Raw genomic sequence first — 13,465 nt, 5'->3', positions numbered from 1 at the left:
CTTCGACGGTCACCGGTGACGGCACCGGTTCCTCCGCCACCGCCGCCGAGGAGTTGATCCACGCCGCCGACCTCGCCGCGCGCGTCAGCGACCAGCCGGTCGCGCCCGGCCAGTACCGCTACGTCAGCCGCCGACACCGGTCGATCGCCCAGACGATCGGCACGAACGAGGTGCGGACCCAGGGCTCGCGGACCGAGGTGTGGATCCCGGCGGACCATCGGCAGGAGTGGCTGGAACGCAGGACGATCGAGGTCAAGTCCGAGTGGCTGCCCGGCCACGAGGGCGAGGGCGAGCCGGACCGAGGTCGGGACGAGGAGTTCCGCGCGCCCTGCGGCAAGTTCTCCTACTACGCGGCGGACTATCCGGACCTGTGCACGATCGGCAGCTGGAAAAACCCGATCCCGTCGTTCGTCGCCTCCCTGCCCACCGACCCACGCGCCCTCTACGAGCGCATGGTGCAGGACGGCGGCACCGGCGACGCCGGGGCGTTGAACACGGCGATCATCGGCCTGCTGTCGGGCAGGCTGCCCGCGGACGTGCGGACGACCATGTTCCGCGCGCTCGCCCTGCTGCCCGGCCTCGTGGTCACCGAGAAGCGGGCGAACCTCGACGGCATGGAGGGCGTGGCGCTGGGCATCAAGTACCACGACACCTTCGAGGAGCTGATCATCAATCCGGGCAACGGCGAGTTCATCGGCATCCGGGAGACCGTCGCGGAGGAGGGCGGCTCGCTGAAGAAAGGCACGGTGCGGTCGGTCTACTCGGTGACCACCGGGGTGGCCCCCTCACTCGGTGCGCGCCCCTAGCTCGTGCAACCCTGGGGTTGCACATCTGGTCGGCGATGTGCAACTCTGGGGTTGCAATATTGAGTCGGACTTGGGGAGTTGTCGTGAGCGTGGACCGGATCGAACGCGAGACCCTGATCGAGGCACCGCTGGAGCGGGTCTGGCAGCTGGTGACCGAACCGGGGTTCTGGGTGGCCTCCGAGCCATCGGGTACGGCCGTCGAGGGTGAGACGACCGTGTGCAAGAACGAGCAGTACGGCGATTTCCCGGTGCGGGTCGAGACCGTCACGCCGCAGACCTACGTGTCGTACCGCTGGGCCAGCGCCTTCGGCGGCGAGGAGCTGCGCGCGGACAACACGACGCTGGTCGAGTTCACCCTCACACCCGAGGGTTCCGGGACGCGTCTGCGCGTCGTGGAGAGCGGGTTCGCGTCGCTCGCGGGCTCGGAAGACCTGCGCGTGAAGGCGCACCAGGACAACACGGGCGGCTGGTCCGAGGTGCTGGACGCGTTCAAGAAGAAGGCGGAAAGCTAAGTTAGTCAGGTGCCCAAGTCAGCCGACCGTGGTCGCCGCACCCGTGAACAACTGCTCGACGCCGCCGCCCAGCTCGTGGGCGAGGTCGGCTGGGGTGCGGTGACCACGCGGCTGGTCGCCGAACGGGCGGGCGTCAACGCCGCGCTCGTGCACTACCACTTCTCGTCGGTTCAGGAGCTGCTGTCGACGGCCGCGCTGCAGTTCGCCGAGAAGGTCCTCGCCGAATCCGCGGACGCGTTGCGGGCGTCGGATCCGGCCGACGGCATCGAGCGGATGCTCGAAGAGCTCTCCCGCTACACCGGTACGGACCCGGAGTCGTTGCTGCTGGCCGAGGCCTTGCTGGCCTCGCACCGGCTCCCCGAGCTGCGGACCTCGCTCGCCGCCCTGGTCGCGGGCTTCCGGGCACGGGTGGCCGACTGGCTGCGGGGTGCCGATGTGAAGGACGCTGACGCGGTCGCGTTGTTGCTGGGCGCCGCCATCGACGGGTTGGTGCTGCACCGCGCGCTCGACGAGTCAGTCGACTTTCGCGTGGTCGCGGGCCCGTTCCGGCGCCTCGTCTCGAGCTGACCAGCGGGGTTCGCCACCGGCCTCCGCGAACGCGGTCAGCGCCTCGACCAGGCCGTGCCGCAGGTTTTCCGGCATGCGCGCCACGATCGTGCTGATCTCGGCACGCCGGCGTGCCATCACCTCGTTGACGGCCCGGCGGCCTTCCTCGCTCACCACGACCACGACCTCGCGTTTGCTGGCGGGGTTCTGCTCGCGGTCGACCATGCCGGACGTGATCAGCCGGTCGATCATGCGCTTCGCCGTGGAGGGGTTGACCTCGAGGAGGTCGGCGAGCGCGGTGAGCTTCATCGGGCCCCGGCTGTCGAGCAGCACGATCATGCGCAGCTGCGGCAGTGTGAGTGTCTCCTCGACCGCCGCCAGCGAACGTGCCGACACGGCGATCAGCAGGCGGGACGCGGTGAGGACCGCGTCGGTCAGGTCATCGATGTCACTCACCCGCCCAGTTCTACAGGGCCCGCCAAAAGATTACGAACCGATAACCAATGCACTGTGCAACGGTCGACGAGTCACGATCTGTCCGTACCTCTCGGCATGCGGAAATTCCTCGTCTCCCTGCTGATCGTGTTGTTCGGTGCCCCGTCCGCGTTCGCGCAGCCGGACCTGGGTTCCGACTACGTCCAGACCCAGTTCGGCCCGATGGGGCCTGCCGGGCGGGACCTGCTGCAGAAGGTGGCGCTTGCCGGGTTGTGGGAGGGCCCCGCCGGGCGGATGGGGCTCGAGAAGTCGGCCAACCCGCTGGTGCGGGAGGCCGGCCGTCACCTGATCGACGGGCACGCCGATCTGGACAGGAGAACCGTCGAGCTCGCCCGCACGCTGAACGTGCAGCTGCCCACGCAGCCCAACGCCGACCAGCAGGGCTGGCTGGACGAGATGGCGGCCGCGCCCGCGCGCAGCGCTGAGTTCGACCGGATCTTCGCGAACCGGCTTCGTGCGGCGCACGGGGCGGTCTACAAGTTCCTCGCCGCGGTCAGGACCGGCACCCGCAACACCGCGATCCGTGACTACTCCAAGGTCTGCATGGACACGGTGCTTGACCACATCACGGTGCTGGAAGCCACCGGGATGGTGGATTTCAACGACACCAAGGCGATCCCGCTGGCCCTGGTCGCGCAACCTTCGTCCGCCGCGCCGACTCCTCCTCGTCCGGCGCCGGTCATCTCGCAGAACTCGCAGCAGCTGCAGCAGGACGACGGCGTCCCCGACGGCCTCCTCGGGCTGGGCGTGCTCGCGGCGGTCGTGGCCGGGATCTGGCTGTGGAGCGGTGGCCGGAGCAGTCGCAAGATTCGCTCGTGATGTTAGATTGGGCATATGCCTAAGTCGAATGCCCAACGGGCGTTGGTCGTCGGAGCGGGAATCGCCGGGCTGGCGACGGCGTGGTGGCTGGAACGTGCCGGCTGGGACGTCCTGGTCGTTGAGAAGGCCCCTGCGTTCCGCGCCGGTGGCTACATGATCGATTTCTTCGGGCCCGGTCACGAGGTGGCGCGGCGCATGGGCCTGTTGCCGGCGCTGGAGGCCCGTCGCGCGCCGATCTCGTCCGTGACCAGCGTGGACTCACGTGGCCGGCGGCGCGCGGAGATCTCCACGGAGGCTTATGAGGCGGTCGCTGACGGAGTGATCAGCCTGCTGCGGGGCGATCTCGCGGATGTCGTCCGCGACGACGTGCGGTCGCCGATCCGTTGTGGGGTCACGGTTTCTGTGATCGATGACGGCCGGGTGACGTTCTCTGACGGGTCGGTGGGGGACTTCGACCTCGTCGTGGGTGCGGACGGCGTGCACTCACGGGTTCGTGAGCTGCTGTTCGGGCCGTCGTTCGTGCGGTACCTCGGGCATCACGTGGCGGCGTTTTCCTTCAGGGACCCGTCGTTGAGTGCGCGGATCGGTTACCGCTACCAGATGCTGACCGTGCCGCACCGGATGATCGGCTGCTACGCCGTGCGGGACGGGGCGATGGCGGCGCTGCTGCTGTACCGGTCCTCATCGCAGGCCTTGCCCGCAGATCCTGCGGCGGCGTTGCGGGAGCGGTTCGGCGACCTCGGCTGGGTGGCGCCTTCGCTGCTTTCCGTTGTGCCGGACGACATCTACTACGACGAGGTGTCCCAAGTGGACCTGCCGGTCTGGCATCGCGGCAAGGTCGTCCTCGTCGGTGACGCGTGCGGGGCGGTCTCCCTGTTCGCCGGCCACGGTGCGTCGCTCGCGATGACCGGCGCGTTCGTGCTGGCCGAGGAACTCGCGGCCGGCACTGACGGCGCTTTCGAGCGGTATCAGGCGCGGATGAAGCTCGTGGTCTCCCGCACCCAGGACTTCGGACGGAAGTTCATCGGCTGGATGGCACCGTCGTCTCGCTTGCGGATCTCGTTGCGCGACATGGCTTTCCGGCTGTCCGGACGGCCGGTCGTGCGGAACCTGATCCGCGGCTCGGTCATGCCCGACGTCGACGGCGTGCTTCTTCGTCAGCGCGCGTCGTAGATCTCGCGGTTCACCAACACCTCGGCGATGTGCTCCTCCGCCCACCGGCACAACGCGAGCAGTGGCGCGTGCAACGTGAACCCGAGCGCGGTCAGCTCGTACTCGACCCGCGGCGGCACCTCGGCGTGCACGTGCCGCGTCACCAGCCCGTCCCTTTCGAGGTCCCGCAACGTTTCCGTGAGCACCTTGCCGCTGATCCCGTCGAGCTGCGTCCTGAGGTCACCGAACCGCATGCGCCCGTTGCTGCCGAGCACCGACACCGCCATCGCCGTCCACTTGTTCGCGATGCGCGCGAGGCTCGTGCGCGACGGGCAGGTGGAGAGGAGCACGCTCCAGTCCGGCATCACCTGTGACATGGGCCACATCCATCCAATAGTTACGTTGAGGTAATTGGTTACCGAAGGTGAGCATAGGGCAGCCGTTGAGAAAAGGAGAAACCATGACCACCCCGTTCGCCGTCGCCACCACCTACTTCGAAGCCCTCGAGTCCGGAGACTTCGCCACAGTCGCGGCCCAGTTCGCCGACGACGTCGTGTGGCACCAGCCCGGCGCCAACAGGTTCTCCGGCGTGCACCACGGCAGCGCCGCCGTCGGCGAGATGATCGGCGGCATGATGACCGTCTCCGAGGGCACCTTCACCCTGAAGCGCAACGCCCCGCTGATGGCGAACGGCTCGATCGTCGCCGCCACCGTCCACTGGACCGCCAAGCGCTCCGGTGCGGAGATGGACGGTGTCGGCGTCGACCTGATGCGTGTCGCCGACGGCAAGGTGGCGGAGGTGTGGCTGTTCACCGCCGACCCCGCCGAGGAGGACGCCTTCTGGGGTCAGGCGTGAGGTAACAGGGTGTGGCTGTGGCGCGACATCTGGGCATGTCCGCGCCACGGCCGTTCTATCGTGTGTCGGTTTCGGATCCGCCCACCGGGTTCCGGCGCCAATGGGCGGCACTCATGAGTGCCCTGAACGACCAACATCTCATGCCAGTGGACAACAATACCGCTCGCGTGGCCTGGGGCTCACCACTGGAAATGTCGTTGCGCGTGGTGAGGGACACAGTGGCTTATGTCGCGATGACCAATACTCAATACGGACATGTCCCGGCCAGCCGTAATAATCCTGAGAGACTGTCGATCAATCACCTGGAGTATCGCGAGGCGGTCCGGCTCGGGCGTCCAACCCTGGTGTTCGGTCAAGGCAAGAGCATTCGCGACATCGAGAGTGACGCGGACAACCGCGCGAAGCTGATCGCATTCCGAGAGGAAGCCGAGCGCACCGCCGACGGGGTTCGGAACGTGTACCTCACCTTCGAGGACAGCACGGACTTCGCTGAGATGGCTGCTCGGGCGGTTGCCGAGCTGCGGATCTTGCTGGACGCGGAACCTGACCTGCCGGAAAGCATCCCGGAGCACCCGGACGACACCGACGCGGACGGTGTCGAGGTCGGCTGGTCCACCGATTCCGCCACCTCGACCGACCTTCTGCGACGCGATTCGCTGGCTCGCGTGCTCAACTCGCGGCTGCGTGACGCGAAGGAGGGCCATCCGCACACGTCACTGCTCGTACACCTCGATGGCACTTGGGGTTCCGGAAAGAGCAGCGTCCTCCTGCTGCTAGCCAAAGAACTCGAGGAGCAGCCTCCCTTTCTGGTCGTGTGGTTCGACGCTTGGCAGCAGTCACGCGTGTCACCACCGTGGTGGGCTCTTCTGACGACGCTTCGGCAGCACGTCCTCGCCGACCGCGGCCGGTTCAGCCGCGCCTGGCTCCGCTTCCGGGAGATGTGGGCGCGCATGCGGGTGTCCGGCGCCCCGTACACGGTGGCCCTGATCCTGTTGCTGATCCTGTCTGCCGGAGTCGGCTACGCGACCTGGTGGCTGGCGAACAAGTTCACGCCCACCACCAGCGATCTGATCAAGCTGTTCACCCCCGCGATCGCGATGGTGTCGTTCCTTTGGGCCGGCAGCCGAGTCGCGGCGCGAGCGTTCCTCTGGGCGTCAGCGGGCGGCGCGCGGCTGTTCGAGCAGTCGAACTCCAACCCGATGACCCGGATCGCGCTGCATTTCGACTGGCTGCTGAAGCGGTCGAAGAAGCCGGTGGTGTTCTTCGTCGACGACCTCGACCGCTGCCGGGAGGACTACGTCGTCGAGTTTCTGGACTCCGTCCACACCCTCGTGCGTGACGCACCGCGAAGCCACTACCGGGCTGTCGCGAAGAGATCCGCGCCGGCGGCCTACTTCGTCGTCGCGGCCGACGGCGCCTGGATCCGGCAGAGCTACGAGCACGCTTACTCGACGTTCGAGGTCGCGGAAGGACCGCTCGGCTATCTGTTCATGGACAAGCTGTTCCAGCTGAACGTGCCGATGCCTGCGTTGGGCGGCAGCACGCAGAAGGAGTTCATGGGGAGTCTGCTCGGGCTGACGGCCGGTCCGAGTCCGCAGGTCGCCTCGGCCAGCGCCGCGATCAAGCACGCCGGGAACGACGAAGCGGCCATCATCGAGACACTGGAAGGCCTGAGCCCCGCCGCGCGGGAAGCCGTCGCGGGCGAAGCAGCGCTGGCACTCGCATCCAGCGAGACACGCAAGCACACCGAGCACACGCTGCGGAAGTTCTCGCCGATGCTCCACGGCAACCCGAGGAGCATCAAGCTGTTCCTCAACACCTACAGCATGCTGCGGTCGGTGCGGACGCTGGAAGGCAGCACGCTGCCGCCCGACACGCTGGCGTTGTGGGTGCTGATCAGGGTGCGGTGGCCGAGCATCGCGGACGTCCTGGCGCGCAATCCCGACGCCGTTGAAGGGATCAAGGACGACCTCTGGTGCGCTGACCACTTCCCTGAGGAGCTCCGGGCGTTCGCGAAGAGCAAGGACTTGCGGCGGGTCGTCCTGCACGACGAGGGCGGGCCGCTGACCGCCGCGCTGGTTCGGCAGTGCTGCGGGTTGGCGGAGGGGTAATTCGCGTGTCTGCCACCCGATCGGGCTAGATCACGACAGACTGTGCGCGTGGAACGGGATCGCAGGTGGGCGGACAAGGGTGAGGCCATCGGGCACGGCGTGAGCTGGCTCGCGCGGTGGAGTCTGCGGGTGGCGCTGGCCGCGCTCGGCTTCTGGATGGCCGTGTGGGTGATCGGGCAGCTGTGGGTGGTCGTGATGCCCGTGCTGCTGGGGTTGCTGATCACGACGGTGCTGTGGCCGCCGGCCAGGTGGTTGATGTCGAAGGGGCTGAACTCGGCGCTGGCGGCGACGATCGTGCTGGTCGTCGGGCTGGCGGTGCTGGGCGGTGTCATCGCGGCGATCTCGTCGTCGATCGCGTCCGGCGTGCCGGAGATCGCGCAGAGTGCGACGGAGGCCGTGACGCAGCTGCAGGACTGGGCCTCTGGCCCGCCGCTGAACCTGCGCGACACGGACCTCGACCGGCTGATCGCCCAGGGCCTCGAGCAGATCAAGTCCAGCATCGGCTCGATCGCGGGCGGGTTGCTGACCGGGGCAGGTGCGGTGACGTCCGGTGTGGTGACCGGGCTGGTGGCGTTGCTGCTGGCGTTCTTCTTCGTCAAGGACGGCGCCCGGTTCACGCCGTGGGTGCGTGGTCTGATCGGTGAGCGTGCGGGCGGGCACGTCACGACGGTGCTGGAGCGGATCTGGGTCACGCTCGGCAACTTCATCCGCAGCCAGGCGGTCGTGTCGCTGATCGACGCCGTGTTCATCGGGCTCGGCCTGGTCATCCTCGGCGTGCCGCTGGCGATTCCGCTGGCCGCGCTGACGTTCCTCGGCGGCTTCATCCCGATCGTCGGTGCGCTCATCGCCGGCGCGCTGGCGGTGCTGGTCGCGCTCGTCAGCAACGGCCTGACCACGGCCGTCATCATGCTGATCATCGTCATCGTGGTGCAGCAGGTCGAGGGCAACGTGCTGCAGCCCATCCTGCAGTCGCGCAGCCTGCGCCTGCACGCGGCGGTCGTGTTGCTCGTCGTCACCGCGGGTACGTCGTTGTACGGCATCGCGGGAGCGTTCTTCTCCGTGCCGGTCGCCGCCGCTGTGGCCGTCGTCATGCGTTACCTGGGCGAGGTCATCGAAGCGCGTTCCGTCGTAATGGACACGTCACAACCAGACGGGGATGAACCGGGGGAGACCGAGCGTTCTCCTGAGTGAACACCGAGCAGAGGAGAACCACTGTGACGGAGAAGGCTGTTCTCGCGGGCGGCTGTTTCTGGGGCATGCAGGACCTGTTCCGCCGCCACCCCGGAGTCGTCTCCACCCGCGTCGGCTACACCGGCGACCCGAGCACGCCGAACGCCACCTACCACCGCCACGGCAACCACGCAGAGGCCATCGAGATCGTGTTCGATCCCGAGCAGCTGAGCTACCGGCAGATCCTGGAGTACTTCTTCCAGATCCACGACCCGTCGACCCGCAACCGCCAGGGCAACGACATCGGTGCCAGCTACCGCTCCGCGATCTTCTACGAGACCGACGCGCAGAAGCAGGTGGCCGAGGCGACCATCGCCGACGTCGACGCCTCCGGCAAGTGGCCGGGCAAGGTCGTCACCGAGGTGACGCAGGCGTCGGACTTCTGGGTGGCCGAGCCGGAGCACCAGGACTACCTGGAGCGCTACCCGAACGGCTACACGTGCCACTACGTGCGGCCGGAGTGGCAGCTCGGCGAGCGTTGATCGAGATCGTCGCGCTGCACGTTTCGCCCGTGCACGCCTACGAGGGCCGTCCGACGGACGGCCCTCGTCCTGATCCGGAGCCTGTGTCGCGGGACCACGTGCTGGTCCGGGCCGGGCTCGGGATCGTCGGCGACCGCTACTTCAACCATCCCGCTCACCGCAACGCCGCCGTCACGCTGATCGCGGCCGAGTCGCTCGACCCGTGGCCGGTGGACCCGCTGGTGGCGCGGCGGAACATCGTGGTGCGCGGGTTCGATGTGGACTCACTGCCTCGCGGCGCCGTGTTCAGTTTGGACACCGGCGACGGGCCGGTGCGGTTCGAGGTCCACCGTCCGGCCAACCCGTGTGCCTGGATGGATGCCATCATCGCGCCGGGCGCCTTCAAGGCGTTGCGGGGCAAGGGCGGCATCCGCTGCGTGCCGCTCGACGACGGGGTGCTGCGCGCCGGGAAAGCCACATTGGCCATAGTGAGCGCATGAAGTGGTTGCGCCGCAAGCCAACGATCATCACCGCCGTGAGCCTCGTCGTCGTGCTCACCGCCGCCGTGACCTTGTGGAACGTCAGCAGCTCCCGCACGTTCCAGTTCTTCGGTGACCTGGTCGACCGAGTCGAGACCAGGGAGAAGGTCGTGGCACTGACCTTCGACGACGGCCCAGACCCCGCCGGCGCCCAGCAGGTCCTCGACACGCTCGAACAAGAGCGGGTCCAAGCCACGTTCTTCGTCACGGGCCGCGAGCTGGAGAAGCACCCGGACCTCGGCAGGAAGATCGCCGAAGCGGGCCACGAGATCGGCAACCACACCTACAACCACCAGCGAATGATCGGCGTACTGCCCAGCACGGTGGCCAAGGAGATCGAGGACACCGACAAGCAGATCCGCGCGACGGGCTACCGGGGAGACATCCACTTCCGCCCGCCCAACGGCAAGAAGCTCTTCGCTCTGCCGCACTACCTGAAAGAGCACAACCGCACGACGGTCACGTGGGACTTGGAACCGGACTCCGCGGGCACGCCCACCGCACAACAGATCGAGCAGGAGACACTCGGCCAGGCCAAGCCGGGCTCGATCATTCTGCTCCACCCCATGTACCCCGCCCGCGGCGAGACCCGGCAGGCGCTCAAGCCGATCATCACAGGGCTGAAGGAGCGCGGTTTCCGGTTCGTCACGGTGTCCGCGCTCCTCAACAGCCACTAGATCAGGTCAGCGAGTTCCACCCTGCGCAGGAACTCGCCGCGGATCCGGTCCGCGACCGCGTTCACGACCTCGGCGCCGTCCTGGGAGGGGTCGATGTGCACCCGGAACGGAGGCTTCTCCGCGTCCACGACCGAAACGATCGCGTCAGCGACAGCCCCGGCGTCCGCCCACGACGGCTCCAGCTCGGCGAGACGGGCGCCGACCTGGTCCATCAGACCGGGGTAGAGCTCCTCGTAGGCCTTGGCCACATCACCGTCGGCGGGAGTGCCGCTGTGCGCGAAGTGGTTGGTGCCGCGGGTGAACGCGCCCGGCACGACGATCGTGGTCTCGATGCCGAACCGCAGCAGCTCGGCGCGGTACGAGACCGCGACCGCGTCCATCGCGGCCTTGGCCGCGAAGTACGGGGCCAGGTACGGGGGAGTACCGCCACGCGTGGAGCTGGAACCGACCCACACGACGTGGCCGGAGCGCTGGTCGCGCAGGTGCGGGAGAGCGGCGCGGTTGACTCGTTGCGTGCCGAGGACGTTGATGTCGTACAACGTCGCGTACTGCTCCGGCGTGAAGGCCTCGGCCGGGCCGGTGACCATGTGGCCGGCGTTGTGCACCACCACGTCGAGGTGGCCCTGTTCCGCGACGATCAACGCGATCGCGGCGTCCGCGGACTCCTGGGACTGCACGTCGAGCTCGACGGCGTGGACGTCGGCGTTGTTCCCGGCCCCGAACGCGCCGAGCTCGGCGACGGCCGGCGCGTTGCGGCCGGTGGTCTGCCGCATGCCCGCGTAGACCGTGTGGCCGGCGAGAGCGAGCTTCCGGACGGCGAGCGCTCCGAAACCGCTGGACGCTCCCGTGACGACGATGACCTTCTTCCCAGCGACCTTCTTCCCAGCGACCTTCTTCTCAGCGACCTCGCCCATCAGATGATGCCTCCGTTCGCACGAATGGTCTGACCGTTGATCCACCGGGCGGGACCCGCCAGGAAGGAGATGACCTCGGAGATGTCGTCGGGCGAGCCGATGCGCTCGAGCGGCGCCTGCTTCGCGAGGGTGTCGATCGTCGCCTGGTCCTTGCCCTCCAGGAACAGGGCCGTGGCTGTGGGGCCGGGGGCGACGGCGTTCACGGTGATGTCGCGGCCGCGCAGCTCGCGGGCCAGGACGAGCGTCAGAGCCTCGACGCCGCCCTTGGACATGGCGTAGGCGCCGTACTGCGGGAACCTCAGGCCGACCACCGACGACGAGATGTTGATGAGCGCGCCGCCGTCGCGCAGCTTGCGCGCGGCCTGCTGGGCCACGACGAACGTGCCGCGCCCGTTGGTGCGCTGGACGCGGTCGAACACTTCCAGGTCCATGTCCGCGACCGTGCCCAGCGGCATGATGCCCGCGGAGTTCACGACGACGTCGACACCGCCGAACGTCTCCGCTGCCAGGTCGAACGCGGCGGCGACGGCGACCTCGTCCGCCACGTCGGCCTGCGCGGCGATGGCCTGGCCACCGGCCGCCTTGATCTCCTCGACGGCCTTGTCGGCCTCGGTCTTGTTGCCGGCGTACACGATGACGACGGCCATTCCGTCGGCGGCCAGGCGCTCGGCGGCTGCCCGCCCGATACCCCTCGATCCGCCGGTGACGATCGCAACGCGAGTCATGTCGGTGCTCCTAGCTGGTGTTTCCGTCGCTAACGCAATCAACGTATCACCGATATCGAATCAGTGCTACCCCGGATGTGTTATCGTCGTTACATGGACACGAGGGAGCGGTTGGTGAAGGCCGCGGCCGAGTTGCTGATCGAGGGCGGCAAGGAGGCTGTCTCCACGCGCGCGGTGGCTTCGGCGGCGGGTGTGCAGGCGCCGACGCTGTACCGGCTGTTCGGGGACAAGGACGGCCTGCTGGACGCCGTCGCCGCCTACGGCTTCTCCGACTACCTCGCGACCAAGCACGCGATGGGCGCCAGTGACAACCCGGTCGACGACCTGCGTCGCGGGTGGGAGCTGCACATCGGGTTCGGTCTGGCGCGGCCCGCGTTCTACCTGCTGATGTACGGCGAGCCGCGCAAGCGGGAGGCGCGGCTGGAGGCGGACGCGATGCTCCGCGAGATCATCAGCCGCATCGCGGCGGTGGGCCGGTTGACGGTCCCGGTCACGCAGGCCGCGCAGTTCGTGCACGCGGCGGGCATGGGGGTCGTGCTGTCGTTGATCGCGACGCCGGAGCCCGAACGCGATCTGGAGCTGATCACGTTCTCTCGCGAGCAGGTGATCAGGGCGATCACGACGGACGTCTCACCGGACGAGCCGACCGACATCCCGAGTCGCGCGATCGCGTTGCGCGTGGCGTTGGAAGAGGACCCGCCCCTGATGCTGTCTCCAGCGGAACGGGCCCTCCTGGCCGAGTGGCTCAACCGTGTGGCGAAGTGATCAGGCGTTCGGGTCGAACGGGATCCCGGCGGGCTTGGCCTGGCCGAGGTTGTAGTTGAACGCGCTGTCCTTGATCGCGAGCGACGCGCTGCCGAAGTTCGCGTTCACCAGCGTGTCGCGCACCCCTGCGGGGAAGCGGTCCCAGCTCACCAGGTCGGGGTACTGGTACACCCCGTAGTGGTTCTCCGCCTGCTCGTTGAAGCCGGCGAGCCGGAAGCAGTGCGTGCTGGCGCCGTCCTTGTGGTAGATGATCTTCGCGTGGGTGCCTTCCCACGCCACCTTGTCACGCGAGTAGGTGCTGTACTTGCCGTGCGCCGACGTTGAGACGTACTGGGCCACGTCGTTCTGCACCCAGATGATCACGTGCTCGATGTCGTGGCGGTGGCCGCAGCAGTCCCAGCCCGGCACGGCCTGGTCCTTCTCGAAGTACAGGTCGTACAGGTAGGCGCACCAGCCGTTGTTGCACTTGGAGCGGCTGTAGGAGTTCGTGTTGTCCAGGTCGGACCTGTCGTGGCAGTTGCCGTTCAGGGCGCCCGAGTTCTTCAGCCCGGTCGCCACCTGCCCGGTCGGCGAGATCGCCGGGGTCGGATAGCAACCGTCGCCGTCGTAGTCGAACGCCGGCTGCCACTTGCCGTCCTCCGCCGTGAAGCTGGCAGGGATGGCCTGCGGCGGGTCGGCGAACGCGATACCGGGGAACAGTGCGGTGATCAGGAGCGCGCCGGCCAGCGCGGGTAGGAGTTTCCTCAACAGGGGCCTCGATTCCGGAGAGCAGGGGAGCGGAGAGGCTTGCGAGGCAGAAGGTGGTACATGAACGGCGTTCACGTCTAGGCAGTTGGCCAAATCTTTGCTGTACCGGG

16 protein-coding genes and 1 pseudogene are annotated in these 13,465 nt (G+C 67.9%); 12 read left to right on the top strand and 5 right to left on the bottom strand.

The annotated features are described in order from the left end of the window. The 3 genes and pseudogenes from FXN61_RS26235 to FXN61_RS26225 all read left to right on the top strand — a co-directional run. A pseudogene (locus FXN61_RS26235) lies at window positions 1-806 on the top strand (hypothetical protein); the annotation flags it as partial. Between the two features lie 83 nt (window positions 807-889). Further along, window positions 890-1,318, top strand: coding sequence for an SRPBCC domain-containing protein (locus FXN61_RS26230; protein WP_167976692.1), 429 nt, complete (start codon window positions 890-892; stop codon window positions 1,316-1,318). 9 nt (window positions 1,319-1,327) lie between these two features. Next, the gene (locus FXN61_RS26225) at window positions 1,328-1,885 is read left to right on the top strand and encodes a TetR/AcrR family transcriptional regulator (RefSeq protein WP_167976691.1); all 558 of its coding nucleotides are present in this window, start codon (window positions 1,328-1,330) and stop codon (window positions 1,883-1,885) included. Here the strand turns inward: FXN61_RS26225 and FXN61_RS26220 are convergent. Further along, entirely contained in the window at window positions 1,832-2,320 is a 489-nt protein-coding gene (locus FXN61_RS26220; protein WP_167976690.1) for a MarR family winged helix-turn-helix transcriptional regulator, read from the bottom strand. The two genes, FXN61_RS26225 and FXN61_RS26220, sit on opposite strands and share 54 nt — an antisense overlap. Window positions 2,321-2,416: 96 nt before the next feature. Here FXN61_RS26220 and FXN61_RS26215 point away from each other — a divergent pair, with 96 nt between their 5' ends. Beyond that, the gene (locus tag FXN61_RS26215; RefSeq protein WP_167976689.1) at window positions 2,417-3,178 is read left to right on the top strand and encodes a DUF4142 domain-containing protein; all 762 of its coding nucleotides are present in this window, start codon (window positions 2,417-2,419) and stop codon (window positions 3,176-3,178) included. Window positions 3,179-3,193: 15 nt separating this feature from the next. After that, a complete protein-coding gene (locus FXN61_RS26210; RefSeq protein ID WP_167976688.1) occupies window positions 3,194-4,351 on the top strand; it encodes an FAD-dependent oxidoreductase in 1,158 nt (385 codons plus the stop codon). Here the strand turns inward: FXN61_RS26210 and FXN61_RS26205 are convergent. Further along, entirely contained in the window at window positions 4,336-4,707 is a 372-nt protein-coding gene (locus tag FXN61_RS26205; RefSeq protein ID WP_167976687.1) for a winged helix-turn-helix transcriptional regulator, read from the bottom strand. The two genes, FXN61_RS26210 and FXN61_RS26205, sit on opposite strands and share 16 nt — an antisense overlap. Window positions 4,708-4,790: 83 nt before the next feature. On the opposite strand from FXN61_RS26205, the gene FXN61_RS26200 reads away from it, so the two are divergent. The 6 genes from FXN61_RS26200 to FXN61_RS26175 are packed head-to-tail and all read left to right on the top strand — an operon-like array spanning window position 4,791 to window position 10,204. Then, window positions 4,791-5,186: a nuclear transport factor 2 family protein gene (locus FXN61_RS26200; protein ID WP_167976686.1), complete on the top strand. Its 396-nt coding sequence runs from the start codon at window positions 4,791-4,793 to the stop codon at window positions 5,184-5,186. A gap of 17 nt (window positions 5,187-5,203) precedes the next feature. Beyond that, window positions 5,204-7,297 (top strand): KAP family P-loop NTPase fold protein, encoded by a 2,094-nt coding sequence (locus FXN61_RS26195; RefSeq protein WP_167976685.1) that lies wholly within the window; start codon window positions 5,204-5,206, stop codon window positions 7,295-7,297. Between the two features lie 48 nt (window positions 7,298-7,345). Then, window positions 7,346-8,488: an AI-2E family transporter gene (locus FXN61_RS26190; protein ID WP_167976684.1), complete on the top strand. Its 1,143-nt coding sequence runs from the start codon at window positions 7,346-7,348 to the stop codon at window positions 8,486-8,488. Window positions 8,489-8,511: 23 nt separating this feature from the next. Then, entirely contained in the window at window positions 8,512-9,009 is a 498-nt protein-coding gene (msrA, locus tag FXN61_RS26185; protein ID WP_167976683.1) for a peptide-methionine (S)-S-oxide reductase MsrA, read from the top strand. Next, complete coding sequence (locus tag FXN61_RS26180) at window positions 8,988-9,488, top strand: MOSC domain-containing protein (protein WP_167976682.1); 501 nt, start codon at window positions 8,988-8,990, stop codon at window positions 9,486-9,488. The genes msrA and FXN61_RS26180 overlap by 22 nt, the downstream gene beginning before the upstream one ends. Beyond that, on the top strand, window positions 9,485-10,204 hold the full coding sequence (locus FXN61_RS26175; RefSeq protein WP_167976681.1) for a polysaccharide deacetylase family protein: 720 nt from the start codon (window positions 9,485-9,487) through the stop codon (window positions 10,202-10,204). Before FXN61_RS26180 ends, FXN61_RS26175 begins: the two co-directional genes overlap by 4 nt. Here the strand turns inward: FXN61_RS26175 and FXN61_RS26170 are convergent. After that, window positions 10,201-11,118: an SDR family oxidoreductase gene (locus tag FXN61_RS26170; RefSeq protein ID WP_167976680.1), complete on the bottom strand. Its 918-nt coding sequence runs from the start codon at window positions 11,116-11,118 to the stop codon at window positions 10,201-10,203. The genes FXN61_RS26175 and FXN61_RS26170 overlap by 4 nt on opposite strands. Continuing rightward, complete coding sequence (locus FXN61_RS26165) at window positions 11,118-11,843, bottom strand: SDR family oxidoreductase (protein ID WP_167976679.1); 726 nt, start codon at window positions 11,841-11,843, stop codon at window positions 11,118-11,120. Before FXN61_RS26165 ends, FXN61_RS26170 begins: the two co-directional genes overlap by 1 nt. A 93-nt stretch (window positions 11,844-11,936) precedes the next feature. Between FXN61_RS26165 and FXN61_RS26160 the strand changes: the two genes are divergently transcribed. Then, window positions 11,937-12,608, top strand: coding sequence for a TetR/AcrR family transcriptional regulator (locus FXN61_RS26160; RefSeq protein ID WP_167976678.1), 672 nt, complete (start codon window positions 11,937-11,939; stop codon window positions 12,606-12,608). On the opposite strand, the gene FXN61_RS26155 is transcribed toward FXN61_RS26160, so the two are convergent. Further along, window positions 12,609-13,355, bottom strand: coding sequence for an NPP1 family protein (locus tag FXN61_RS26155; RefSeq protein ID WP_223165600.1), 747 nt, complete (start codon window positions 13,353-13,355; stop codon window positions 12,609-12,611). Between the last annotated feature and the right edge of the window lie 110 nt (window positions 13,356-13,465).

It is taken from the genome of Lentzea indica (assembly GCF_012184385.1).
Classification (GTDB): Bacteria; Actinomycetota; Actinomycetes; order Mycobacteriales; family Pseudonocardiaceae; genus Lentzea; species Lentzea indica.
The sequence above is the reverse complement of the archived record's forward strand: the minus strand, read 5'-3'. Positions and strand labels throughout refer to the sequence as shown.